We start from the raw sequence: 24,931 nt of genomic DNA, 5'->3' as shown, positions 1-24,931 counted from the left end.
GGTCGCCTGATCGGTCGGACCAAGGGCGGCATGAACACCAAGCTGCATGCCATTTGTGACAGCCAGGGCCGGCCGTTGAACCTTTTCGTTGCCGCCGGGCAGGTCAGCGATTACATCGGCGCGCGGGCGTCCCAGAGCAGCCTGCCGGATGTCGGCTGGCTGCTCGGGGACCGCGGATATGATGCCGACTGGTTCCGAAAAGCGTTGGAAGACAACGGGATACGCGCCTGCATCCCGGGGCGCAAGCAGCGCAGGACAACCGTGAAATACGACAAGCGTCGCTCCAAACGCCGCAATCGCATCGAGATCATGTTCGGCAGGCTCAAGGACTAGCGACGTGTCGCAACTCGGTATGACAGGTGCCCCAAGGTCTTCCTCTCGGCGATCGCGCTCGCCGCAACCGTTATCTATTGGTTATGGGTCCAGAGCCTAATCGGCCTCATGGCGAGTGATTTATCGAGCGAGGATGAGGATGATCTTCGGCGACAGTCAGAAATTGACCTCCGAAATACCGAGCCTTCATCCGAAGGCGACGACGAACCGGAGACTGCTCAGCTTGCAAAGGCCGCCGAAGAAAAAGCAGCGAAACAGCGCGTGAAGGCGACAGCAAAGAAGATCGAGGAAGCTGTAAAAGCCTTTGAGGTGCGTAGCAAAGACTTGGCCGGACAACGCATCGCGACCACAGAGCTTGTGCGGATGAGAACCTTGCTGCAGATTATTCTCGCATATGCTCAGCCTGCAGGAGGCGGCGACAGCGATCTTCACGTTCTGCCAATCAGCGGAAAAAACGGCGACTGGCCGCGTTTGGTTGGACGTCTGCTCAACCAGCATTTCAAGGCGATGCGTGCTCTTAATGCGTTCGATGTCAAAGCGGACGAAAGCGAACACCACCGCGTCATAGAATACCTCGCCTTCGCGAGGTTTGCGGCGCAGATTGCTGTTGTGGGCGCTCGATCAACTGGACCCGGCAATCCCATCTTGAAGCCACTTGATCAGCTGGCTAAAGACGTTGAGACCCAAGTTCGTGCGGTGATTTCGCTGCAAGAAGATGACACTCACGAGATCCGCGAAATCAATGACCGTCTGAACGAGCGCTTTACGGTCAGACTGGCGCTCGATCCTATTCCTCATCCATAAGCACCCCAAACGCCGCTTGGATTTTCGCTGCGATCCTGAGCAATGCGCCTACTGCGTGGTCGGTCTCCGTTGGCATGGATATCTTTCGGAACGCGCGTTTGGGTTTTGGCGGGGTTCGGGGCAGAGCATTGAAATATATAGCGAAAACCGGATCGAGCCGGAACGGACGAGGTTCGCCCAAACTGAGACTGGGGGTCATTCTGAGCCCAGCTTCGGCGGGGCGGCGCATCTAAGAGGTTCGGTCGGTTCCCGCAAACCCCTTTGACAACACGGAAAAATTCGTGCCCGTCAGGGCGGTGTCACTGGTTTGCAATGGGAATAATGGCGGAGCGAGAGGGATTCGAACCCTCGAGACGGTCTCCCGCCTACACACTTTCCAGGCGTGCGCCTTCGACCACTCGGCCACCGCTCCGTGGGGCGGGTCTAGCCCGACGCACGGCGCGGTGCAAGGGGATCACAGCTTGGAAACGCGCTTTTGCAGTTCGGCAAGCTGGCGGCGGATCTCGACCATGTCTTGCTCGTCCTCGGGGTCGCTGGAGGCCGGTGCAGGCGGGGCTGTGCCCTCCTCAGGTTCAGACCCCGATGCACCACCGCGCAAGCCACCCATCATTGCCTTGAGAAACAGCTGCTGCTGGCGTTGCAGCGCGTCAAAACCTGGCATCGTGGCCATCGGATTCGGAATCGCGGCCATGTTTTCCATCACCTTTGACTGGCCCTCTCGAAGCATCTCGAAGCTGGCGGCCAAAAATTGCGGCACGACGGACTGTGCGTTTGTCGTGTAACTGCGCACCAGGTCGGTCAGCACGTCCAACGGCAAGACGCTCTCGCCCCGGCTCTCGTGTTCAGCGATGATCTGCAAGAGATATTGCCGGGTCAGATCGTCGCCCGATTTCAGGTCGATGATCTTGACCTCGCGGCCCTCGCGAATGAAGCCTGCGATATCCTCCAGCGTGACATAGTCGCTGGTCTGCGTGTTATAGAGGCGGCGGCTGGCATAACGCTTGATCAGCAGCGGCGCAGTCGATGCGGCCATCCTGGTTTCCTTGAATTCATCCCGGGCACCATGATGAATTCCGCACCCGCAAAACGCAAAGGAAAAAGCCGGTGCGCAAATGCGAACAAGGGCGACCGAAATCGCCCCTGCCCTGTCAGTCGCAGTGATCAGCAGATCACTTGTCGGTTGCTGCCGTCGTTGCTTTCTTGACGGCGGTCTGGGTGTCGCGCGTCGCCTTTTCGGCCACTTTCTGCGCGTCCGAGGCCATGTCCTTGCCAGCGGTCAGCATCAGGTCGACGGTGTCCATCTGGACCTTCTTTGCGACCTCGGCGTAAGCAGCCATGTGCTCTGCGGCCATTTCGGCTGCAGCCGAAGCGAAATCGCTCATGGCCTTGGCATATTCGGACGGGTCCTGCTTGACGGCTGCCAGCTCGCCCATGCGCGAGATCGAATCCTTGGCCCAACGGGCCGAGATCTCGGTCGAACGCTCGGCGGCGCCCAGTGCGACACGAGCCAGCTTTTCGCCCATCATGGACTGCGACTTCATCGCGTCCTGCATCGAGCTGGTGTCGATGGGAAAGTTCGCCATCATGTCCTGCATCGTCTTGGTCATATCGGGGGTCTTTGCCATGTCGTTCACTCCTGTGATGCAGCGACCGAGAGACGTGGGGAATGAGTCGCTGCGATCCATTCCATGCATCCAATATGAATGCTGCACTGCAGCATTTCAAGCAATTTTTCTGCAGTGCAGCAAAAATTCGCCTTGCTTTTACAAACCTTCGGGGTCGCATCTGCCCCAGTCACGCCTCATCCCGCGCGCTCGTAGACATAGCGGCCAGGCGCGGGCTCCAGTCCTGTGCCGGGGTCGCGCGCCGGCACCATCGGGCCCGCACGTTCCGCCAGCCACGCGCCCCATGTCGGCCACCAGCTGGACTGTTGGAATTCGGCCGTGTCCATCCATTCCTCCCGGTGGCCGTCAAACCCGTGATCGCTGAGATAGTGCCCGTATTTCTGCCGTGTCGGCGGGTTCACGATGCCCGCCACATGTCCCGACTGCGACAGGATGAATGTTTTGTCCTGCGATCCCATCTGGGCGACACCGCGCCAACAGTCCTTCCACGGCGCGATGTGATCGGCCTCGCAGGCCACCGCACACAGAGGCACCGTCACGTCCGACAGATGCAGTCGGTGATCCAGCAGGTCGAACCCATCGGTGGCAAATGCGTTTTTCTGGCACAGCCCCCGCAGATACTGCATCGCCATGCGCCCTGGCAGGTTGGTGCTGTCGCCGTTCCAGAACAACAGATCGAAAGCAGGCGGCGCCTCTCCCATCATATAACTGCGGATGGCCGGCCCCCAGACCAGATCGTTGGCGCGCAGGAAACTCATCGTGCGCGACATCAGTTGCGCACGCAACAGACCATGGCGCTGGACCTCGGCATCGATGCCACCGACGAAATCATCCTGCAGGAACGTGGTGAACTCTCCCTGATCGGAAAAATCGGTCAGCGTGGTCAGCAGGGTGGCGGAATTCACGCGGTCATCGCCCTTCTGCTTCAACAGCGCCAGCGTCAGCGACAGGGTCGTGCCGGCAATGCAATACCCGACCGCGTTCAGGCGCGCCTGCCCGGTCAGGGCCTGCACCTGATCCATCGCGTCCAGATAGGCCTCGACGTAATCCTCCATGCCGATGTCGGACATGCCGGCATCGGGGTTCTTCCAGCTGACGACGAACAGCGAATGGCCCTGCCCCACCAGCCAGCGGATCAGACTGTTCTGGGGCTTCAGATCCAGGATGTAGAATTTGTTGATCCATGGCGGAAAGATCAGCAGCGGCAACGTGTGGGCGGTGGGCGTCGTCGGCGCATACTGGATCAGCTCGAACAGGGGCGCGCGATAGACGACGGTGCCGGGCGCGGTGCCGATGTTCTCTCCGACCCTAAAGGCCCGCCGATCGGCCAGCGACACGATCATCTCTCCACCGTGCTGCTCGACGTCGCGGACAAGGTTCTCCAGCCCCTTGACCAAGCTCTCGCCCTCGGTCTGGACGGCCTTTTCCAGCGCGTCGGGGTTGGTCGCCAGAAAATTGGTGGGCGCCATCATGTCGATGATCTGCGCCGTCATCCAGTGCACGCGCTTGCGGGCCACCTCGTCGGGCAGGTCCAGGGTCGCTGTCGCGTCCTTCAGTGCGCGGGAATTTGTAAGGTACTGTTTCTTGATCAGGTTGAAATAGGGGTGGGTCTGCCACAGCGGGTTTGAAAATCGGCGATCCGCGGGGCTGTCATCCTGGGGCGCGATCATCTGCCCGGTGGCCAACGCCTGTTGGGCTCGGGCGTAATTCGAAAGGGTCTGACCCCAAAAGGCGACCTGTGTCTCGATCATCTTTGCGGGATGCTCGGCCAGCGTCTTCAGGAACGCGTTGGCAGCCGTCAGGTACAGTTCCGCGCCCGGCCCTTCGACGCCGGGATTGGGCACGGTGCGTTCGGCCAGCGCGGCCATCAGCCGGTGGCCCAAGGTCTCGATCCGCTCGATGTTTTCGGCCAGCGTGTGAATGGCCGGTGCGGACGGGGGCGCGGCGGCCGTGGGTGATTTTGCCTGGGGGTCGGGCTTCGCGCGTTGCTTTGCGGTTGTTGCCCGTGTCGCACGTGATTTGGCAACATTTTTACCCGTATCACCCGGTTGTCTTGCCATGATCCGTAATCCCCCCTACGTATGGGATCATGATATGCGCAGGGCAGGCAAGGCGTAAACCCGGCTTCTGACCCCGTTATCGCCGCCTCGTCGCGCGCAGATCATATGCCGCAGCGCAGCAAATGTGGGGTTTCATGTCGGTCAAAGGTCTTCGCGGCATCGTGTCCTATGACGCGATGGAGACGGTTCGGAACACGAACGAATGGATGGGCGCGACCGCGCGGGCGATCGGATCGTATCCGGCATTCGCGCTGATCCCGCATCCCGCTTTTCGCATGCTGGGGGCTTGGGGGCGTGTCACGGAACGCAGCTTTGCGCGCATGGTGACCAAACCCGACTGGGAGATTCCCCCGATTGCCGGAGAGGACGGACAGGATCACGTGGTCTATGTCGAACCTGTCGTGCGCCGGGCATTCGGTGACCTCATTCATTTCCGCGTCGCCCGCCGTGAGGCCCTGCCCCGCAAGGTGCTGTTGGTGGCGCCGATGTCGGGCCACTATGCGACGCTGATGCGATCAACCGTTCTGTCGCTGTTGAACGATTGCGAACTGTACGTCACCGATTGGCACAACGCCCGCGACATTCCCGTCAGCGAGGGCAAGTTCGACGTCGAGGATTATACCCGGTATCTGGTCGACTTCATCCGCCATCTGGGCCCGGACGTGAACGTCATCGCGGTCTGTCAGCCCGCACCGCTGGCCTTGGCCGCGACCGCAATTCTGGCGCAGGAAGATCCGGCGGCACAACCCCGGACACTGACCCTGATCGGGGGGCCCGTCGATCCCGATGCCGCTGCGACCGAGGTCACCGATTTCGGCAACCGGATCACCATGGGCGAGCTGGAGCATCTGGCGATTCAATCCGTGGGCTTCAAGTATCGTGGCGCTGGACGGATGGTCTATCCGGGGTTGGCACAGCTGTCATCGTTCATCAGCATGAACATGCAGACGCATACCAAGGCATTCATCGAACAGATCTATGCCGAGGCCCGCGGAACCGCCACCGAAGGCGACAAGCACAACAAGTTCTATGACGAATATCTGGCGGTCATGGACATGACCGCAGAATTCTACCTGTCGACCGTTGAACGCATCTTCAAGAACCTCGAAATCGCGCAGAACCGGTTTACCGTGGAGGGAAACCCTGTCGATATCGGCAAGATCACCGATGTGGCCGTCATGACGGTCGAGGGGGCAAATGACGACATTTCCGCCCCCGGCCAATGCGTTGCCGCGCTGGACCTGTGCACCGGCGTGCCCGATGCCAAGAAAGTGCAGCATCTGGAACCTGGGGCGGGGCATTACGGCATCTTTGCCGGCAAGTCATGGCGGCTGAACATCCGGCCGCTTGTCCTTGATTTCATTGATGACAATGCGGCACAACCCGACAGCGTCAAGCCTCGCCGCAAGCGGCGCGCCGGTGGTCAGGCGGCAGATTGCGGCGTCAACGATCCGGTCGGTGCCGATAACGTCGCTGTTTGACTCCCTTGCATCGGGGGCGGGGGAACCCGGCCCCACACAGCATTGTTTGTCCCATGACTGCCGCCTGACGCGGCGCAAGAGGACATGACGATGACCGACCACAATCATCAATTCTGGAGCCGGCTGGACGATATCAACAGCGGCATGTTGGGCATTACGCAGGATGCGCGCCTGGTACCGATGTCGCATTACACCGATCGCAAGATCGGCGTGTTGTGGTTCATCACTGCCAAGGAAACCGATCTGGCCCACAGCGTGGCATCCGGACCCCAGGCGTCCATGCATGTGGTCAGCGACGGTGGGCAGGGCCTTTATGCCCGCATCCATGGACAGCTGTCGCTGTCCGACAACCGGGCCAAACTGGACGAGATATGGAACGCCGTCGCCTCCAGCTGGTTCGAGGACGGAAAACAGGACCCGGATGTCCAACTGCTGCGCTTTGACCTGTCCGAGGCCGAGGTCTGGGCAACCGGCGGCAGCATGTCGTTTTTGTATCAGATCGCCAAATCCAAGCTCACGGGTGAGAAACCTGATATGGGCGATCACTATACCCTGACATTCTAGGCCACAGCGTCGATTGTCGCGACAATCAGCTGAAGGCATTCGGGCGAGGAAAACCTGTGGTCGGCTCCCTTTACCAAGGTCAGCCGAACATCCTCGCCCGACACATGATCCAACAGGTCCATCGCCCACGACATCGGAACATCCGCGTCCGCCGTTCCCTGTAACATTCGAACCGGGAACGGCAGAGATAACGGTTGATCGAGGACAAGGTGCTTGCGGCCATCCTCGATCAGTCGTCGTGTCAGGATCAGCGGTTCGCCATACTCGCTTGGCAGGGCAACGCGCCCGTCTTTTGCCATCATGTCGCGCTGCTCGGCGGAAAACCCGGCCCAAAAGCCACGTTCAGTAAAATCCGGCGCGGCAGCGATCGTGACCAATGCGGCGACGCGATCGGGGATGGTACGCGCCAGCAAAAGACTGATCCATCCGCCCATCGACGATCCGACCAAAACCTGCGGTCCATGCGTCAGGGCCTCGATCACGGCGCGGGCGTCGGCGGCCCAATCTCCGATACAACCATCCTCGAATGCACCACTGCTGGTCCCATGGCCCGAATAATCGAACCGCAGAAAGGCCCGCCCACGGGCCGCAGCCCAATCCCGCAGATGGACCGCCTTGGAACCCTGCATGTCGGACCGAAAGCCACCCAGAAAAACCACGCCGGGCCCCTGCCCGTCCAGCCGATCATAGGCGATGCGCCGTCCCGAGTCCGTGGTCAGATGATCCGTCATTCGCTTACCTCGTTCAATCCCCATGCGACCCAGGCCCCAAGGGCCGATGCCGCAGCAAAAGCAGCCACAGTCCATTCGGCACCCAGCATCGCCAGCCCTGCGGACGCAGCCCCCGCCACCAACAGCACAATGCCCACGACAAGGTTCGACACCGCCGTATAGGCCGCGCGCTGATCTTCGGGCGCCATGTCGACCAGATAGGTCGTCCGCCCCTGTCGCACCCCGTGATAGGCGATCATCAGGCCGAACAGAACCACCGCAATCGCGCCGGTCGCCTGTGCCAGCCCCATCGCTGCCAGGATCAGTGCCGCGCACAGCGCGACGGCACCCGCAACGCCCGACCAGATCAGGACACGCCGCGCGGACCTGTCCGACATGCGCCCCCAGACCCATGACGACAGCAGCGACGCCAATGCCGATGCCAACACCAGCAGGCCCAACTGCTGGTCCCCCTCTCCTGCCGCGGCCAGTACCAGCAGATAGGGCGGTGCCAATGCCGATCCAACCAGCAGCGAACGCGCCACGATGAATCGCGCCAACTGTCCATCCTGACGCACAAGGCGCAGCTGACCGATCGATTGCGACAGACTCAGCACTTCTTCTCGCGGCTGCGCCTCTTCATCAAGGGTGGCAAAAACCGCGCCGCCCGCGATCCACGCGACGCCCGCCAGCGCCACCGCGCCGATGACCAGCACGGCCCGGTCCAGCGGCTGCCACAGCAGCAGGACCGCAAAGATGATCACACCGCCCGCGCCCACGCTGCTGGCAAATCCGGTGGCCGCACCGCGCCGCGACTGGCCCACGGTCTTTCCCAACACGTCCTTGTAGCTGGCCGAACAGACCGACCGCGCCAGCGCCAGCACCGCCAGCGCGGCGATGATGGCGGCCCCCGCGGCCGCCCCCTGCATCGTCAGCGCGATCGCGGTGATGGCCAGCGCGGCCAGACCCTGCACGACGCTGCCAACGGCCCATGCCCACTTGCGGCGTGGCAGGGCGCCGATGGCCCCCGCAGTGAACAGTTGCGGCAAGAGCGACCCGGCCTCGCGCACGGGGACCAGCAGGCCGATCACGCCTGCGCCCGCGCCCAGATGAGTCAGCAGCCAGGACAACACCAGTTTCGCATCGACCAGCCCGTCGCCCAGCTTTGACGCCGCCAGCGACACGATATGGCGCAGGAAATTGCGCGGTTCGACTTGCTGTTGGGTGTCCGACAGACCACCGTCATTGTCGGGGTCGTCGACCAGACGCTCGAACAGCTGGTCCTCGAAATCGGTATGGTGGCTCATGCTGACTTCCCGTGTGTTGCCGTAATCTTGACTAATCGCGCGGGCACGTCCATGCCTGCCCGACCATAACCCGCAACCGGGCGTTCCGTGGGCGCCAAACCGACGAGGAGGACAACATGTCCCAGATCACCCTCACCTTTCCCGATGGCAATGCGCGTGACTATCCCGCAGGCGTGACCGCTGCCGAGGTGGCCGAGAGCATCGCGCCCAGCCTTGCAAAACGCGCAATTTCCGCCAGCCTGGACGGCAATCACATTGATCTGGCATGGCCGATCACGGCCAGCGGCCAGATCGCCATTCATTCGATGAAGGACGAGGCGCAGGCGCTGGAGCTGATCCGCCACGATTTCGCCCATGTCATGGCCCGTGCGGTTCAGTCGATCTGGCCCGACGTCAAGGTTACCATCGGCCCGATCCGCGATCACGGCTGGTTCTACGACTTTGACCGGGCGGAACCGTTCACCCCCGACGACCTGGGCGCGATCGAGGCCAGGATGAAGGAGATCATCAACGCCCGCGAACCCGTCCGCACCGAAATCTGGGACCGCGACCGCGCCATCGCGCATTACAAGGCGGCGAACGAGCCCTTCAAGCTGGAACTGATCGACCGCATTCCGGCGGGTCAGGATTTGCGCATGTACTGGCACGGCGACTGGCAGGATCTGTGCCGCGGCCCGCACCTGCAGAACACCGGACAGCTGCCCGCCGACGCCTTCAAGCTGACCCATATCGCCGGAGCCTATTGGCTGGGCGATGCCAGCCGCCCGATGCTGCAGCGCATCTATGGCGTGGCGTTCCGCAACCGCGACGACCTCAAGGCGCACATGACCATGCTGGAGGAGGCCGCCAAGCGCGACCACCGCAAGCTGGGCCGCGAGATGGACCTGTTCCACATGCAGGAAGAGGCGCCGGGCCAGGTTTTCTGGCACCCGAACGGCTGGAACATCTATACCACGCTGCAGGATTACATGCGCCGCAAGCAGCGCGCCGACGGCTATGTCGAGGTCAACACCCCGCAGGTCGTCAGCCGGAAATTGTGGGAAGAATCAGGACACTGGGAGAACTATCAGGAAAACATGTTCATCGTCGAGGTCGACGAGGAGCATGCCAAGACCAAGACGATCAACGCGCTTAAGCCGATGAACTGCCCTTGCCATGTGCAGATCTTCAACCATGGTCTGAAATCATATCGTGAATTGCCGCTGCGCATGGCGGAGTTCGGGTCGTGCAACCGCTATGAGCCGTCCGGCGCGCTACACGGCATCATGCGGGTGCGCGGGTTCACGCAGGATGATGCGCATATTTTCTGCACCGAGGACCAGATCGAGGTCGAGACCAAGAAATTCATCGATTTTCTTGCGGGCATTTATTCCGACCTGGGCTTTGACGGCTGGCGCATCAAGCTGTCCACCCGCCCCGAAAAGCGCATCGGCACCGAGGAAAGCTGGGACCGGGCCGAGGCCGCCCTCGGCAACGCCTGCAAGGCCGCGGGCCATGACTATACCGTCTTCCCCGGCGAGGGCGCGTTCTATGGCCCCAAGCTGGAGTTCGTGCTGACCGACGCGATCGGGCGCGATTGGCAATGCGGCACGCTGCAGGTGGACCCCAACCTGCCGGAACGGCTGGATGCGGAATATGTCGGACCCGACGGGCACAAGCACCGTCCCATCATGCTGCACCGCGCGGTTCTGGGCAGCTTTGAACGTTTCATCGGCATCCTGATCGAGAACAGCGCCGGCAAGCTGCCATTCTGGCTGGCCCCCCGTCAGGTCGTCGTGGCATCCATCGTGTCGGATGCCGACGACTATGTGCATCAGGTCGTGGCCGCCCTGCGCGCACAGGGGATCCGGGCCGAGGCCGACATTCGCAACGAAAAGATCAACTATAAGGTCCGCGAACATTCGGTCGGGCGCGTCCCCGCCATCCTGGCGATCGGCATGAAGGAGGTCGAGGACCGCACCGTCTCCCTGCGCCGCCTGGATGCACAAGGCAGCCGCACCGTTCCCCTGGACCAGGTCGTGGCCGATCTGGCGGCCGAAGCGACGCCCCCGGACCTGCGCTGATCGTTGCCTGCGTCAAACGCGGCGCCGCCGGGCTGCGTTTGACGCTTGCGTTTTGCGACGATTCGGGCATCCTCTCAATCGCGTGAGCAAAGACTTTCTACCGCCTCCCTCTTGGGCAGCCGGAAGACCGAAAGCGGGCTGCACGGCCTGGCGCAATCCTGCGTCGGGATGACTTGAAGGAGAATGCGGTTATGGCGACCGGAACGGTGAAATGGTTCAATTCGACAAAGGGCTTTGGATTTATCGCGCCCGATGATGGTGGCAAGGATGTGTTCGTGCACATTTCGGCCGTGGAACGTGCCGGACTGACGGGTCTGCAGGACAACCAGAAAATCGCGTTCGAACTGCAATCGGGCCGTGACGGCCGTGCGTCGGCCAGCGATCTGAAACTGCTCTGATCCGGCCTTTTGCGTGATCTGGACGGCCCGCTTTTGCGGGCCGTTTTTCGTCGACGGGAACCATGCGACAGGACGGACGCTGTTACATGGCGATGTGCGCCCGTGATAGTCCGATCAAGCCAGAGGCGCAACTGGACAGGCCACCCGAATTTTCGCGGAACATCGAATAGGGCGATGAAATGGCTGCCGCATCTGTTCAGACCATCTGTCGCTCGGACCATTGCGGTCTTGCTGTCTGCGGTGATGAACGGTGTTCGAAATCGCCGTGCCTGACGGATCGATGATATGGATGGAACGCAGAAAACACCGGCATTATACAGCGCCTTCATATGATGGCATTTGTTTGACACGGAATGCCGGACCATCGGCCCACCATCTGAATTGGTGCGGATGTCACGCTGGTCAGGGTGTTGGCAAAGCCTGTTGAACAACATGATCGGGTATTTTGAGGCGCGTGCCGGGCAGCGGCCCGAAACCCTTGCGGATGCAGGCTATGGCCCAAGGCGGGCTTGCCCGCTAGAACAGGTCGCGCGTCAACCATGCGGGCCGCGCAGTCCCGCACACTGACCGACGAGATCAACCGCCCTGCCCGGGGCGCATCGCAAGGACCGACCATGACCCGTCTGGACATCATCACCGATCCCGTCTGCCCTTGGTGCCTGATCGGCAAGGTCGAACTGGACCGCGCTTTGGAAAGCCGACCCGACCACCCCTTCACGATCACATGGCATCCGTTCCGCCTGAACCCGACCATGCCGCCCGAAGGGATGGACCGCGTTGCCTATCTGCGAGCCAAGTTCGGCGATCAGGCCGAGGACGTCGTCAAGGTACAGGCCGAACGGGCCGCCGCCCTGGGGCTGACGTTGAACCCGTCACCCCGCCAACCCGATACGACCGATGCGCACCGGCTGATGCATTGGGCCGGACTGGAAGGTGCCCAGACCGCCGTGATGTCCGGCCTGCTGAACGCGCATTGGTACGACGCGGAGGATATCGGAAATGCGGAAACCCTGACGCGGATCGCCGAGGCCGCCGGCATGGACGCCACGCTGACCGCACGGCTTCTGGCCAGCGATGCCGACCGTGACGAGGTCATCCGTCGCGAACAGCATGCACGCCAGCGGGGAATCAATTCGGTGCCGACATTCATCATCTCGGACGCGCATGCGGTCAGCGGCGCACAGCCCGCCGCCCTGTGGCAGAACGTCATCGACGAGATCATGGCAGCATCCCCCCAGCCTTAACTTGCAGACTCTGCAAGATAGGCCTATCTGAATGGCAGACCCAATCGGTGATCCCATGACAGATGTTTCCTTCCCCGGGCTTGCGCAACAGCGCCGCCTGCCCTTGCCCGAATTCATCGCGATGCTGGCGTTCCTTTTCGCCACCATTGCCTTTTCCATCGACGCGATGCTGCCTGCATTGCCCGATATTGCGGCGGACCTGACGCCCGACAACGTGAACCGCGCCCAACTGATCCTGACCACGTTCGTCGCCGGAATGGGGCTTGGCACGCTGTTTGCCGGCCCGCTGTCAGACGCCCTTGGCCGCAAGCGTACGATCACCATCGGGTTCGGCATCTACATCGCCGCGACCATTGCCGCGATCTATGCCGACTCACTGGAATTCCTGCTGGTCGCGCGGTTCGTCCAGGGCCTTGGCGCCGCAGCACCACGCATTGTGGGCCTGGCCCTGGTCCGGGACCTCTACGAGGGCCGCGAAATGGCCCGCATCAGCAGCTTTGTGATGATGATCTTCATCATGATCCCGGCAGTCGCACCCACGGTCGGTGCCGGGATCATCGCGATTTCGAACTGGCACGGGGTTTTCCTGGCCTTCATTGCGTTCGCCATGATCGGCGCGCTGTGGCTGAACATCCGCCAGGCCGAAACGCTGCCCACCGCCGCCCGTCGCCCCCTGCGCATCGCCACCCTCTCTGCCGCCGCCCGAGAGGTCCTGTCCGACCGCCAGGTGATGCTGACCACCCTGGTTCTGACCCTCGGGTTCGGCCAGATGTTCGGGCTCCTCTCCTCCGCCCAACAGCTTTTCGGCGTAACCTACGGCAAGGGAGAGAACTTTCACCTGTGGTTCGCCGCCATGGCGCTGCTGTCGGGCTCGGGGACAATCCTGAACGCGACCTTCGTGATGCGTTTCGGCATGCGACGGATCGCGAAATGGGCGTATATCATGCAGACGATCGTGTCGGCGGTCGCGCTGACATTGATCCTGTCCGGCGTGCTGCCGCAGGGGGTGGAGTTCCCGCTGTTCTTCTTCTGGGCGGTCAGCGTGTTCTTCATGGCCGGCGTGACCTTCGGCAACCTGAATGCGCTGGCGCTGCAGCGGATGGGCCACATCGCAGGCATGGCCGCCTCCATCGTGGCCGCGATCTCGACCCTGTCGGCGGTGCTGATCGCAGCACCTGTCGGGCTTCTCTACAACGGCACTGCCATCCCGGCGATCACCGCAACGCTGATTTGCTCGGGTCTGGCTTGGGCCCTGATGCGCAGCTTGAACGACTGACGGCTGGCGGGCCACGGCTCCTACCGATGGGCTCCGGCGCTGTCCCCGGGGGGTCCGGGGGGCTGGCCCCCCGGCCGTCGCGGGACGCAATTTTCGGGCGCCCGTCGCGTGCGCTTCCACCATACCCGCGCAGGGCCGGCGGCCACACCAGTGACCATCGCGGGTGATTGCGGTTGACACCGGGGCCTGGGCGTCTATACGGCACGCTTCGTTGGTGTTGGTGGACCCCGCAAGGGGAACCCTGTCAGGCTCACGCCAGAGGACAACGCCCTTCGCAACTGCAAGAAGGAGATCAGCCGTGACCAAACGCACGTCTGCCAAGTACAAACTCGACCGTCGCATGGGCGAGAACATCTGGGGCCGCGCCAAGTCGCCCGTCAATCGTCGTGAATACGGCCCCGGCCAGCATGGCCAGCGCCGCAAGAACAAGCTGTCGGACTTCGGCACCCAGCTGCGCGCCAAGCAAAAGCTCAAGGGCTATTACGGCGACCTGACCGAAAAGCAGTTCCGCCGCATCTATGCCGAAGCCGAACGGATCCGCGGCGACACCGGCGAGAACCTGGTCGGCCTGCTCGAGCGTCGCCTGGATGCGATCGTCTATCGCGCCAAGTTCGTGGCGACCATCTGGGCCGCCCGCCAATTCGTCAACCACGGCCACATTCAGGTCAACGGTCAGCGCGTGAACATCGCGTCCTACCGCGTCAAGGAAGGCGATGTCATCTCGATCCGCGAGCGTTCGCGCCAGCTGGCCATCGTGCTGGAAGCCGTCGCCCTGACCGAACGTGACGTCCCCGACTATCTTGAAGTCGACCACAACAAGATGACCGCGACCTTCGTGCGCACCCCGGCCTTGGGCGACATCCCCTATGCCGTGCAGATGGAACCGAACCTGGTCGTCGAATTCTACGCAAAGAACTGATCTTTGCCACACTGACTGTCATGGGGCCGCATCTTCGGATGCGGCCTTTTGCATTGCATTCTATGCACTTCGTCGTCGCCGCGTGGGCGTGATCGTCTAGCATCGCGGCATTGCATCCAGACGGAGCGCCACGATGGCCCGCATTCAGCTTTACCAATCCTTTGACCTGACCGCCGCGACCAATTTCGGCCCCGGCCGCTTTGGCCGAAACGAGGATTGGATCGACCATTCCAACGGCTACCGGATAGAGATCGGATCCGCCGGCTATGACCGCGCTGGCGCCCTGCGCCTGACGCAGAACGGCCGCGATGTCATGACCATGTCGGAATTCGTTATTTCGACAGCACCGGGGCGGATCGACGAAGGCGCGATATTTGGACGTGGCGACTATCTGTCGATCTGGCGGGCGGTCCTGACATCGAACGACCAGATCACCGGTTCTTCTGGCCGCGACATCGTTGACGGCTTGGCCGGGAACGACCGGATTCAGGGCATGGGCGGCAATGACGTCCTGTTCGGCGGTGCCGGCGCCGACGTTCTGCAGGGGGGGCTGGGCCACGATTTGCTGAACGGCGGCATCGGTGCGGATGTGCTGGATGGCGGTCTGGGCAATGACCGTCTGAACGGGGACGCGGGCAATGACCTGCTCTTGGCGGGATACGGCGCGGATGTCGTGAACGGTGGCGCAGGCATCGACATGCTGCAACTGATCACCACGGCGAATGTCGCCGTCGATCTGGCGGTGACGGGGGTACAGCGTTTCGCCACCGGCAGTGTTACGGTCACCGGGGTCGAAAACCTGCGTGGCGGCGCAGGCCACGACCGGTTGTCGGGGAATGCCGGCGCGAACCTGTTGGAGGGCGGAGCCGGCAACGATGTCCTGTCTGGCCGGGCGGGCAACGACGTCCTGCGGGGTGGGTTCGGCAATGACGTCATGGATGGGGGTCTGGGCAATGACGTGGTGGATGGCGGCATCGGTGCGGACGTGCTGCGCGGCGGGTACGGCAACGACCGGCTGGAGGGTGGCGCGGGTGCCGACGTGCTGACCGGCGGAGCGGGGGCGGACAGCTTTGTCTTCCGGCCGGGTGCCGGACAGGACCGGATCACCGATTTCGCAGACGGCACGGACCGCATCATGTTTGCCGCAGGGCCGGATGGACTGGACGACCTGCGCATCATCGACCGGGGCCTGGACACCGTGATCCGGTATGGCGGCGACAGCATCGTCCTGAGCAATGTCGATCACCTGCTGATCGACGCGGGCGATTTCGTCTTTGCCTGACCGCAGGGCGGGCGCGGCGGATTGGGGGCTTTTCTAACCCGATCCGCGGGACTAGACCGGGTCCGATACAAGGATGGACCCCCATGACCCAGACCCCCGTGCAGCCCGGCATCATGGATATCGCGCTCTATGTCAGCGGCGAGAGCACGCTGACAGGCCGCGACGACGTGCTCAAACTGTCCTCGAACGAAAATCCGCTTGGCCCCAGCCCCGCCGCGCAGGATGCGTTCCGCAAGGCGGCTGGCGATCTGCACCGCTATCCGGCGACAGATCACGCTGCGCTGCGTGCGGCCATCGGGCAGGTGCATGGTCTGGACCCCGACCGCATCATCTGCGGCGTGGGCTCGGACGAGGTGTTGCAGTTCGTGGTCCAGGCCTTTGCCGGTCCGGGGGATCAGGTCATCACGACCGAACATGGCTTTTCCATGTATCCGATCCTGGCCCGCATGGTCGGCGCGACCCCCGTGACCGTCCCGGAGGACACGCGCCGCGTCGACGTCGACGCGATTCTGGCGGCGGTGACGGACCGCACGCGCGTCGTGTTCATCGCAAACCCCGCCAATCCGACCGGAACGATGCTGACCGCGGACGAACTACAGCGCCTGATCGACGGTCTGCCGCCGCAGGTGCTGTTCGTCCATGACGGCGCTTATACCGAATTTGCCGCCGGTTTCGACGGCGGCGCGTCGCTGGTCGACCGGCATCCGAACGTAATCATGACCCGCACCTTCTCCAAGGCCTATGGCCTGGGCGGGCTGCGCATCGGGTGGGGCTATGCCGCGCGCGAGGTCATCGATGTGCTGAACCGCATCCGCCAGCCCTTCAACCTGTCCAACACCCAGATGGAGGCGGCCCGCGCCGCCGTGCTGGACCGCGACTTCACCGACCACTGCATCGCATTGAACGCCCGGATGCGTGACCGGATGCGGCAATCGCTGGTCCAAATGGGCATCGGCTGTGACGAAAGTTTCGCCAATTTCGTGCTGGCGCGCTTTGACAGCCCCGATACCGCCATGGCCGCCGATGCGGCACTGCGGGCAGAGGGCATCCTGGTACGACGCGTGGGCGGCTATGGCCTGCCCGACGCGCTGCGCATCACCGTGGGCGACGACGATGCAGTGACGCGGGTGCTGGATTGCCTGGGGCACTTCATGCAGGGGCGCACGCAATGACGCAGGTCTATGACAAGGTCGCCCTGATCGGACTGGGCTTGATCGCAGGCTCCATGGCACATGCGATGCGCGAGGGCGGGCTGGCAGGGCGGATCACCGGTTATGCCCGCAGTCAGGCCACCCGCGACACCGCGCGCGAGATCGGCCTGTGCGAGGTCTGCGATACCGCCGCGCTGGCGGTGGCGGGCGCTGATCTGGTCGTGCTGGCCGTTCCCGTCGGCGCCATGGCCGAGGTCATGGCCGAGATCGCGCCGCATCTCGCCCCCGGCACCACGATCACCGATGTCGGCTCCGTCAAGCAGTCGGTGATCGATGCGGTCACGCCCTGCCTGCCGGCGGGGGTGCATTTCATCCCCGGCCACCCGCTGGCCGGCACCGAACATTCAGGCCCGCGCGCGGGCTTTGCCGGCCTTTTTCGCAATCGCTGGTGGCTGCTGACGCCGATGGCCGATACCGACCCCGACGCGCTGGACCGGCTGGACCGTCTGATCACCGCGATGGGCGCGAAAACCGACCGCATGGACGCGCCGCATCACGACATGGTCCTGGCCGTCACCAGCCACGCGCCGCACCTGATCGCCTATACGATGGTGGGCGTGGCCGACCACCTGCGCCGGGTGTCCGGCGAGGAGGTGATCCAGTATTCCGCCGCCGGTTTCCGCGATTTCACCCGGATCGCGGCCAGCGACCCGACCATGTGGCGTGACGTGTTCCTGCACAACAAAGAGGCCACGCTGGACATCCTTGGCCGCTTTACCGAGGAGCTGTTCGTCCTGCAGCGCGCCATCCGCATGGGCGACGGCCAGCAGTTGCACGACTATTTCACCCGCACCCGCGCGATCCGTCGCGGCATCATCGAGGCGGGTCAGGACACCGAGGCGCCCGACTTTGGCCGCACGCCCGGCGCATCGCGCCCCGCGGACTAGATCGCGGGGGCGGGGCCGACCGGCACGCCGCCCAGGATCAGTTGCCCGTCGCGCATGATGATGGGCAGGCGCAGCTCCCCCTGCGCGGCGGCGGGAAAATCGGGGCCGGGCAGCGTGTCGTCCAGTTCCGCCTGCGACAGCTGCGACAGCCCGGCGCGCAACAGCATTCCGGCCTGTGCGGGGATCAGGCCCAGCCCTGTGGCCAACCCGATCATCGCGTCCGCATCGGCAGAGTACAGCGCCACCTGCCCCTCGGCGCGCCCCTGCTCATCGCGGGACAGGCGGCCGATGATGCGCAGCTTGATCTGATCGGCCTGCAGGTCCAGCCCTGCGGTCTGCCAGCCCACGACCTGCGGGGCGGTATCACCAGTGACGCGCGGCGTGCCGTCCAGCCAGACCTGCACCGACCCCTGCACCGACAGGGGACCGGGGATCGGCCCGGGGTCCAACCCCAGTTGCGCCAGCCCCCCGACCTGCAGTTCGGTCAGCCCCAGATCGATGTCATAGGCCGCCCGTGCCGGACGCGGCGCGTCGGCCCCCAGCCCCGTCAGACTCGCATGCACCGACAGACCCTGCGCCAGGGGCTGGCCATCCAGCGTCAGGTCACGCGCGACCAGATCCAAGCGGTTCGGCGCCATGCCGTTCAGCGGCGACAACGCCATGCTGGCCGTGGGTGCCGACAGGCCCAGCTGCATCGCCTGCCCGCCCCGCGTCACCTGCCCCCCGTCGGGCAGGTCCAGCCGCGCGGTCAGCGGCGACAGGGGCGACAGATACAGCCGCGCCCAAGGCAGGCTGACGCTCAGCGCCGGGTCCGCCCAGGCCGGTTCGGACAGCGCGATGCCGATGCGCCGCGGGTCGCGCAGCGGAGCGACCGACGCCGCCTGCAGCGACGGGTCATCCGCGATCAGGGCCGCCACGCGGTCGCGGGCCAGCGTTTCGGCCCCCAGCCAGCCCCCCGCCAGCACCGCCAGTACCAGTCCCGTCGCGATCACCGTCCCACGCATTGCCGCCCCTGCCCTTTTTTCCTGACCGATCCTGCCCTACCTTGTGCCCCGAAAGGACGGACAATGGAACGCATCGAATGGGTCTTTGGCTATGGCTCGCTGATCTGGAACCCCGGTTTCGATCCGGCCGAGGTCGCACATGCGCGGCTGACCGGATATGCCCGCAGCTTCTGTCTGCGATCCGTTCAGCATCGCGGGACCGAGGCCGCGCCGGGACTGGTGCTGGGCCTTGATCCGCAGGACGGTGCGATCTGTCAGGGCGTGGCCCTGCGGATACGGCCGCATGATCACGACCGTGTCCTGGCCGACCTGCGCGCGCGCGAATTGGTGACCGATGCCTATCGCGAGACGATCCTGCCACTGGCATTGCAGGACGGGCGACGGGTGCAGGCGCTGGCCTATGTGATGCGCCGCGACCACAGCCAGTATGCGGGCGGGCTGCCCGCCGACGAACAGGCCCGCATCATCGCGCAGGCGCATGGCGGGCGTGGCCCGAATGCGGAATACCTGTTCAACACGGCCGCCCATCTGACCCGTATCGGCATGCCCGACGACCATCTGGACGCGCTGTCGCAGGCGGTACGGGCGCTGCTGCCGCCGGCGGGCTGACGCGGACCGTCGGAATGCTTGGCAAGTGGTCGCCCCCGTCCTACAGTCGGGCTAAAGCATCGAAGTGACGGGGATTTACCGGTGAGCGATCCGACAAATGGCGACCAGAATGCGCCCTCGCGGCTGACCCTGACGAACCGGCGCATCTCGGCCACGCGGGACAAGGCGCTGATTGGGGCGGCCGGCGCGCCGCGCTTCTCCCAGCCGGTGCGACAGATCCTGATGATGCTGATCGTGCTGGGGATGGTGCTGGCCGGGGGCTGGTTCGCATATGGCCGCATCCTGTCCATATTCGACGCGAACCGCTGGCTGAACGGGCTGATCCTGGCGGTCTTTGCCTTGGGTGTGCTGGCCTGTTTCTGGCAGGTGGCGCAACTGACCGGGTCGGTCAGCTGGATCGAACGGTTCGCCGCGCGCCGCCGCGATACCGACCGCATCAGCGGGGCGCAGGACGGTGCGCCGCGCCTGCTGGCCCCGCTTGCGGCGATGCTGGGATCGCGCGGTCCCGGCGGAGAGGCGATTGGCGCCAGCTCTGCCAGCTCAATCCTGGATTCGGTCGCGACACGCATCGACGAGGCGCGCGACATCACCCGCTATCTGGCGAATCTGCTGATCTTTCTGGGGCTTCTGGGCACATTCTACGGCCTTGCGACAACCATTCCCGCGGTGGTCGCGACCATCCGGGCACTGTCGCCGCAGAACGGCCAGTCAGGGCTGGACCTGTTCCAGAACCTGATGACCGGACTGGAATCACAACTGGGCGGGATGGCGACGGCGTTCTCGTCCTCGCTTTTGGGACTGGCGGGGTCGCTGGTGGTGGGCCTGTTGGAACTGTTCGTGACCCATGGCCAGAACCGGTTCTATCGCGAACTTGAAGAATGGATGTCAGGCTTTACCCGGATCAGCATCGCGTCCGGCGATGGCGACGGGATCGATCAGGCGGCGCTGGCGGGCTTTCTGGACCAGATGGCCGGTCAGATGGACCGCCTGCAGGCCTATAACGCCGAACGCGACGCCATGCGCGATGAGGCCGCGTTGATGGCCGATGAACGCGTCGTCGTCATGGCGCAGGCGATCGATGCGTTGGTCCAGCAGGTGCAGGCCGATCGCGCCGCGCCGAACGAACAGTCGGAACGCCTGATCCACGCCCTGAACCGCCTGGCCGACCACCAGCCTCCAGCCCCCGACATGTCCCGGCTGGAGGCCGCGTTGGACCGGCTGTCGACCGATCTGACCGGGGGCCGGAACGAGATGCTGGCCGATCTGCGCGCCGATATCCTGGTGCTGACCCGCGCGGTGCGGGCCGCGCGCTTTGGCGATCCGTTCCGCGACGATCTGCTGGCGGGCGACCCCGCCCGCGGAGAGGGCTGACCCGATGCGCCTGTCCCGCGGTTCATCGGCGCAGCGTTTCTCGTCCACGATCTGGCCGGGCTTTGTCGATGCGATGACGGCGCTGCTGCTGGTGCTGATGTTCGTTCTGACGATCTTTACCGTCGTTCAGGGCGTGTTGCGCGAACAGATCACCACGCAGGACGGCACGATCGACGACCAGGGTCAGGTCATCTCCCGTCAGGAACGGCAACTGGACGAGCTGGGTGCGCAGGTCGCGTCCCTGGGACAGGCGCTGAACGCGTCGCAGGACCGCGAGGCCGGTCTGACCCGATCGCTGGAGACCGAGGCTGAACGCGCCGCCCGCGCCGAGGCAGAGGCCCGCGACCGCGCCGCCCGCATCGCGCGGCTGACCAGCCAACTGGCCACAGGACAGACGCAGCTGCAGGATGCGCGCACCCGCCTGACCGATTTCGAGGCCGAGGTTGCGGCCCTGCTGGCGGAACGGGCGCAGGGTCAGGCGCAACTGGAAACGCTGGAAACGCGGCTGGATCAGGCGGAAACGCGGGCATCAGTCGCGGAACTGGCGGTTGCGTCCGCGCGATCGGAAACCGACGCGCAGGCAGAGGCCGCGCGTCTTGCCGCCGCGCGCCGTGATGCGCTGGAGGCATTGGCCGCCGATCTGCGCGCGCAAGTGGACCAGCAGCAGGCACAGTTGGATCAGACCCAGGCAACCCTGACCGAGGCCGAACAGACCCGTCTGGCCGAGGCCGAGGCCGCCGCCCTGCTGCGCGAACGGCTGGCGGGGGCGGATGCCGAGCTGACCGCCATGACCCTTTTTCTGGAAGAGCGGCGCCGCGAGGCGGAAGAGACGCTGACCCTGCTGGCTGCAGCCGATGCGGCCCGTGATGAGGCGCAGGCCCAAGCCGACACCCAGATGACCCAGGCCGATCGTCAGGCCGCCTTGTTGGCTGCCGCGCGCGCAAAACTGGCCGATCAGCAGGATCTGTCGCAGGACAGCCAACGGCGCGTGGCCGCGCTGAACGAACAGGTGGCGCAATTGCGGGCGCAGCTTGGCTCGCTGCAGGCGCTGCTGGATGCGGCAGGTGATGAGCAGGCGGACGCAGAGCTGCGGGTGTCCGATCTGGGACAGCAACTGAATGCCGCCTTGGTCCGTGCCGCCGAAGAAACCCGCGCCCGGTTGGCGCTGGAGGAGGAAGCGCGGCTTGCCGCCGAAGCCGAGGCGCAGGATCTGACACGCTATCGTTCAGAGTTCTTCGGTCGGTTGTCCCAGATCCTGTCGGGGCGCGAGGGCGTGCAGGTCGTGGGCGACCGCTTTGTGTTCCAGTCCGAAGTTCTGTTCGCGCCCGGAGAGGCCACTCTGTCAGGCGCAGGCCGCGACCAGGTGTCGGACCTTGCGGGGCTGCTGCGCGACATCGCCCAGGAGATTCCACCCGAAATCGACTGGATCATCCGCGTGGACGGCCATACCGACGACAGGCCCCTGTCTGGAACCGGCCGATACGTTGATAACTGGGAGCTGAGCCAAGGCCGCGCGTTGGCGGTCGTCCGCTATCTGTCCGATGATCTAGACTTTCCGGCGGCGCGGCTGGCCCCGACAGGCTTTGCCGATACGCGACCGATCACGACGCAGGACACACCCGAGGCCCGGGCGCTGAACCGTCGGATCGAGCTGAAGCTGACCGAGCGTTAATGCCCGACGGTACGGGAAAAGACGTTGATGACGACCACACCCGAAACGATCAGACCCAAGCCCACCACTGCCGGCAGGTCAAGCCGCTGGCCAAAGACGACCAACCCGATCATCGCGACCAAGGCTACGCCAAACGCACTCCAGATCGCATAGGCCACGCCAAGTGGCAGCACCTTGAGGCTGACCGACAGCAGATAAAAGCTGGCCAGATAACACAGTGCCATGCCCACGGTCGGCGCCAGACGGGTGAACTGTTCTGATCGCTGCAGCAGTGTCGTCCCTAGAACCTCCAGCGCGATGGCGATGCTCAGGGGGATGTAGGGCGACATCATCATTTCGACTCTCGTTTCAGGGGGCGATCATCGGGCAACCCTGCCATATGTTTGAGGTGCCGTTCCAGTTCGGAATTGATCTCTGCCCCGACAAGCACGATCGTCGCATTCAGCCACAGCCACGTCATCAGCGCGACGACAGCACCCAAAGAACCATAGGTCTCGTTGTAGTTGCCAAAGTTCACCGCGTACCACGAGAACAACATCGACGTCGCAACCAATGCCAACCCCGCAAAGATCGCCCCCGGTGAGACCCAGCGCCACCGCGATTTGGGCGCCGCGGGTCCCCAGCGATAGACGGCGGCAAGCGCCATGATCAGCAGGCCCAACATCAACGGCCACCGGATCACGGTCAAAATTGTCTCGGCGCCCCACCCGATGGGAAGCAGGCGCAGCAACATCGGCACGATCGCAATGACCGCCAACATCAGCGCGATCATCGCAAGTCCACCAACCGTAAAGCACATCGCGACCAGGTTCAGTTTGACGATACCTCGCGTCTCACGCTGAAAGAACGCCACGTTCAGCGCCGACAACAGCGCCTTCATTCCCCCGTTCGCCGAATAGAACGCGACCAGCAACGCCACGAAACCGGCCAGTGACAGCGCCCCAGTCGAAGACGATGCAATCGCAACCACCTGCGCGCGGATGATTTCCAGCGAACTTTCGGGCAGCAGCGTTTCCATCAGGGCCAGATGGGATTGTATGGTCAGCGGGTCGGCCCACAGACCATATAACGACACGAATGCCGTGATCGCCGGGAACAGCGACAGCAGACCGAAAAACGTGACGCCGCCTGAAACGGACGTCACGCGATCTTCTCCGATCTGGCGAAAGGTCGATTTCGCCACGGCGATCATGTCGGCGCGGGACATGTCCCGCAGTCCCGGGACGGGTTTCTTGGGCGTGGTCTTGACGCCGTCTGTCGATAATCCAAACTTCTGTCGCGTCTCATCGTCCAGCGGGCCGAACAATGCGCCCCGTATGCCGGTCTGCTGGGTCATGGGTTGTCCCTTGGGTTGCTTCAGATCCGGGTGTCGTCCGAAGTGGGCCGCGGCGTGCGGTTCTGGACCGGGCCGGGGTTGGGACCGGGCGCACCGTTCAGAATAGCGCGCAACTGATCTGCCGCCGCGACGAAATCGCCGACGATGGTCGTGGCCTGGCTGGACACACCGCGGAACGACTGGAATGCGCCGGCCAGCGATTGTGCGACACCGTTCAGCCCCTGCGACAGGTCGGTCGCGGTGCGGGTCAGGTCCTTTGCGAAATTGCCGCTGCGGCCGCGCGATGCGTTGGCGCGCACGCGGGCAACATGGGCGTTGTCATCGCGGGCCTGAGCGCGGACACGACGGCGCATCGCCTCGCGCTCTTCTTCTTCCAGACGGGCAAAGCGTGGGGCAGCGGTTTCGCGATGTTTGGTTTGCCGTGTATCATCGCCGACAACCAGCTTGCGCGCGACGATGGCCGCAGCGGCGGTGACACCCGCCATACCAAGCGCGACCCCGGCCCATACGACGACCTTGGCCGCGGTCGAGGCATCGTCGGTGACGGGCGAATTCAGGCGACGATGTCCCACGGGAACCGGTCGCGGGCCAAACCGTGTCTGACTGGTGCGGTCGGCCTCGGTCAACGGGGAACGGGGGGTCTGGGGGCTGCGCATGGAAATCTCCGGTCGGTTGTCACGTCTGTTGCCACCGAACCCCTCTTGCGCAAGGAATGTTCCCGCAAACCCAATGGCAGCGCATGAAAACTTGCCCCCGCCCCCCTGCCCCGCTATGC

At 64.0% G+C, this 24,931-nt stretch carries 23 protein-coding genes, 1 tRNA gene and 1 pseudogene; 15 read left to right on the top strand and 10 right to left on the bottom strand.

Annotated elements, in window-relative coordinates; all coding sequences use genetic code 11:
* Positions 1–417, top strand: a pseudogene (locus ACJJVR_RS12100) (IS5 family transposase); the annotation flags it as partial.
* 24 nt (positions 418–441) lie between these two features.
* Entirely contained in the window at positions 442–1,137 is a 696-nt protein-coding gene (locus ACJJVR_RS12095; protein WP_405404891.1) for a hypothetical protein, read from the top strand.
* 322 nt (positions 1,138–1,459) lie between these two features.
* On the opposite strand, the gene ACJJVR_RS12090 is transcribed toward ACJJVR_RS12095, so the two are convergent.
* The 4 genes from ACJJVR_RS12090 to phaC all read right to left on the bottom strand — a co-directional run bounded on the left by ACJJVR_RS12090 (position 1,460) and on the right by phaC (position 4,822).
* Positions 1,460–1,549: transfer RNA gene (locus ACJJVR_RS12090), tRNA-Ser, on the bottom strand.
* 42 nt (positions 1,550–1,591) lie between these two features.
* Positions 1,592–2,170, bottom strand: coding sequence for a polyhydroxyalkanoate synthesis repressor PhaR (phaR, locus tag ACJJVR_RS12085; RefSeq protein ID WP_405404884.1), 579 nt, complete (start codon positions 2,168–2,170; stop codon positions 1,592–1,594).
* A gap of 136 nt (positions 2,171–2,306) precedes the next feature.
* Positions 2,307–2,762: a Phasin gene (locus tag ACJJVR_RS12080; RefSeq protein WP_405404882.1), complete on the bottom strand. Its 456-nt coding sequence runs from the start codon at positions 2,760–2,762 to the stop codon at positions 2,307–2,309.
* Between the two features lie 176 nt (positions 2,763–2,938).
* Positions 2,939–4,822, bottom strand: coding sequence for a class I poly(R)-hydroxyalkanoic acid synthase (phaC, locus tag ACJJVR_RS12075; RefSeq protein ID WP_405404880.1), 1,884 nt, complete (start codon positions 4,820–4,822; stop codon positions 2,939–2,941).
* Between the two features lie 134 nt (positions 4,823–4,956).
* On the opposite strand from phaC, the gene phaZ reads away from it, so the two are divergent.
* Together phaZ and ACJJVR_RS12065 are read left to right on the top strand one after the other, a co-directional pair.
* Positions 4,957–6,303: a polyhydroxyalkanoate depolymerase gene (gene phaZ / locus ACJJVR_RS12070; protein WP_405404878.1), complete on the top strand. Its 1,347-nt coding sequence runs from the start codon at positions 4,957–4,959 to the stop codon at positions 6,301–6,303.
* Between the two features lie 90 nt (positions 6,304–6,393).
* The gene (locus ACJJVR_RS12065; RefSeq protein WP_405404875.1) at positions 6,394–6,867 is read left to right on the top strand and encodes a pyridoxamine 5'-phosphate oxidase family protein; all 474 of its coding nucleotides are present in this window, start codon (positions 6,394–6,396) and stop codon (positions 6,865–6,867) included.
* Here the strand turns inward: ACJJVR_RS12065 and ACJJVR_RS12060 are convergent.
* Positions 6,864–7,598, bottom strand: coding sequence for an alpha/beta hydrolase (locus ACJJVR_RS12060; RefSeq protein WP_405404873.1), 735 nt, complete (start codon positions 7,596–7,598; stop codon positions 6,864–6,866). The two genes, ACJJVR_RS12065 and ACJJVR_RS12060, sit on opposite strands and share 4 nt — an antisense overlap.
* Positions 7,595–8,884 carry an MFS transporter gene (locus ACJJVR_RS12055; protein ID WP_405404871.1) on the bottom strand — a complete coding sequence of 430 codons (1,290 nt, stop codon included), beginning with the start codon at positions 8,882–8,884 and terminating at the stop codon, positions 7,595–7,597. Before ACJJVR_RS12055 ends, ACJJVR_RS12060 begins: the two co-directional genes overlap by 4 nt.
* 116 nt (positions 8,885–9,000) lie before the next feature.
* On the opposite strand from ACJJVR_RS12055, the gene thrS reads away from it, so the two are divergent.
* The 8 genes from thrS (at position 9,001) to ACJJVR_RS12015 (ending at position 18,164) form a co-directional block, all read left to right on the top strand.
* Complete coding sequence (thrS, locus tag ACJJVR_RS12050; RefSeq protein WP_405404869.1) at positions 9,001–10,947, top strand: threonine--tRNA ligase; 1,947 nt, start codon at positions 9,001–9,003, stop codon at positions 10,945–10,947.
* Positions 10,948–11,138: 191 nt separating this feature from the next.
* On the top strand, positions 11,139–11,345 hold the full coding sequence (locus tag ACJJVR_RS12045; RefSeq protein ID WP_042244736.1) for a cold-shock protein: 207 nt from the start codon (positions 11,139–11,141) through the stop codon (positions 11,343–11,345).
* Positions 11,346–11,959: 614 nt separating this feature from the next.
* Complete coding sequence (locus ACJJVR_RS12040; RefSeq protein WP_405404868.1) at positions 11,960–12,589, top strand: DsbA family oxidoreductase; 630 nt, start codon at positions 11,960–11,962, stop codon at positions 12,587–12,589.
* A 55-nt stretch (positions 12,590–12,644) separates the two neighbouring features.
* Entirely contained in the window at positions 12,645–13,865 is a 1,221-nt protein-coding gene (locus ACJJVR_RS12035) for an MFS transporter (RefSeq protein WP_405404866.1), read from the top strand.
* 298 nt (positions 13,866–14,163) lie between these two features.
* Positions 14,164–14,784, top strand: a complete 621-nt coding sequence (gene rpsD / locus ACJJVR_RS12030; protein ID WP_136857291.1) for a 30S ribosomal protein S4 — start codon at positions 14,164–14,166, stop codon at positions 14,782–14,784.
* Between the two features lie 133 nt (positions 14,785–14,917).
* Entirely contained in the window at positions 14,918–16,066 is a 1,149-nt protein-coding gene (locus ACJJVR_RS12025; RefSeq protein ID WP_405404864.1) for a calcium-binding protein, read from the top strand.
* 83 nt (positions 16,067–16,149) lie between these two features.
* Positions 16,150–17,238 (top strand): histidinol-phosphate transaminase, encoded by a 1,089-nt coding sequence (gene hisC / locus ACJJVR_RS12020; protein WP_405404862.1) that lies wholly within the window; start codon positions 16,150–16,152, stop codon positions 17,236–17,238.
* Positions 17,235–18,164, top strand: coding sequence for a prephenate/arogenate dehydrogenase family protein (locus tag ACJJVR_RS12015; RefSeq protein WP_405404859.1), 930 nt, complete (start codon positions 17,235–17,237; stop codon positions 18,162–18,164). The genes hisC and ACJJVR_RS12015 overlap by 4 nt, the downstream gene beginning before the upstream one ends.
* Here ACJJVR_RS12015 and ACJJVR_RS12010 read toward each other — a convergent pair.
* A complete protein-coding gene (locus tag ACJJVR_RS12010) occupies positions 18,161–19,168 on the bottom strand; it encodes a DUF2125 domain-containing protein (protein ID WP_405404858.1) in 1,008 nt (335 codons plus the stop codon). The two genes, ACJJVR_RS12015 and ACJJVR_RS12010, sit on opposite strands and share 4 nt — an antisense overlap.
* 63 nt (positions 19,169–19,231) lie before the next feature.
* Here ACJJVR_RS12010 and ACJJVR_RS12005 point away from each other — a divergent pair, with 63 nt between their 5' ends.
* The 3 genes from ACJJVR_RS12005 (at position 19,232) to ACJJVR_RS11995 (ending at position 22,820) form a co-directional block, all read left to right on the top strand.
* Positions 19,232–19,777, top strand: a complete 546-nt coding sequence (locus tag ACJJVR_RS12005) for a gamma-glutamylcyclotransferase (protein ID WP_405404856.1) — start codon at positions 19,232–19,234, stop codon at positions 19,775–19,777.
* Between the two features lie 222 nt (positions 19,778–19,999).
* Positions 20,000–21,148 carry a biopolymer transporter ExbB gene (locus tag ACJJVR_RS12000; RefSeq protein ID WP_405404888.1) on the top strand — a complete coding sequence of 383 codons (1,149 nt, stop codon included), beginning with the start codon at positions 20,000–20,002 and terminating at the stop codon, positions 21,146–21,148.
* A gap of 4 nt (positions 21,149–21,152) precedes the next feature.
* A complete protein-coding gene (locus ACJJVR_RS11995; protein ID WP_405404855.1) occupies positions 21,153–22,820 on the top strand; it encodes a peptidoglycan -binding protein in 1,668 nt (555 codons plus the stop codon).
* On the opposite strand, the gene ACJJVR_RS11990 is transcribed toward ACJJVR_RS11995, so the two are convergent.
* From ACJJVR_RS11990 to ACJJVR_RS11980, 3 genes are read right to left on the bottom strand one after another with little or no spacing between them, the layout of a single operon-like run.
* Positions 22,817–23,149 (bottom strand): SMR family transporter, encoded by a 333-nt coding sequence (locus tag ACJJVR_RS11990; protein ID WP_405404886.1) that lies wholly within the window; start codon positions 23,147–23,149, stop codon positions 22,817–22,819. The genes ACJJVR_RS11995 and ACJJVR_RS11990 overlap by 4 nt on opposite strands.
* A gap of 2 nt (positions 23,150–23,151) precedes the next feature.
* On the bottom strand, positions 23,152–24,156 hold the full coding sequence (locus tag ACJJVR_RS11985) for a YihY/virulence factor BrkB family protein (RefSeq protein ID WP_405404853.1): 1,005 nt from the start codon (positions 24,154–24,156) through the stop codon (positions 23,152–23,154).
* 20 nt (positions 24,157–24,176) lie between these two features.
* Positions 24,177–24,812 carry a hypothetical protein gene (locus ACJJVR_RS11980; RefSeq protein WP_405404851.1) on the bottom strand — a complete coding sequence of 212 codons (636 nt, stop codon included), beginning with the start codon at positions 24,810–24,812 and terminating at the stop codon, positions 24,177–24,179.
* Positions 24,813–24,931: the final 119 nt, after the last annotated feature.

Source organism: Paracoccus sp. Ld10 (assembly GCF_045064235.1).
Lineage (GTDB): Bacteria > Pseudomonadota > Alphaproteobacteria > Rhodobacterales > Rhodobacteraceae > Paracoccus.
This window is presented reverse-complemented; position numbering and strand designations above follow the sequence as displayed.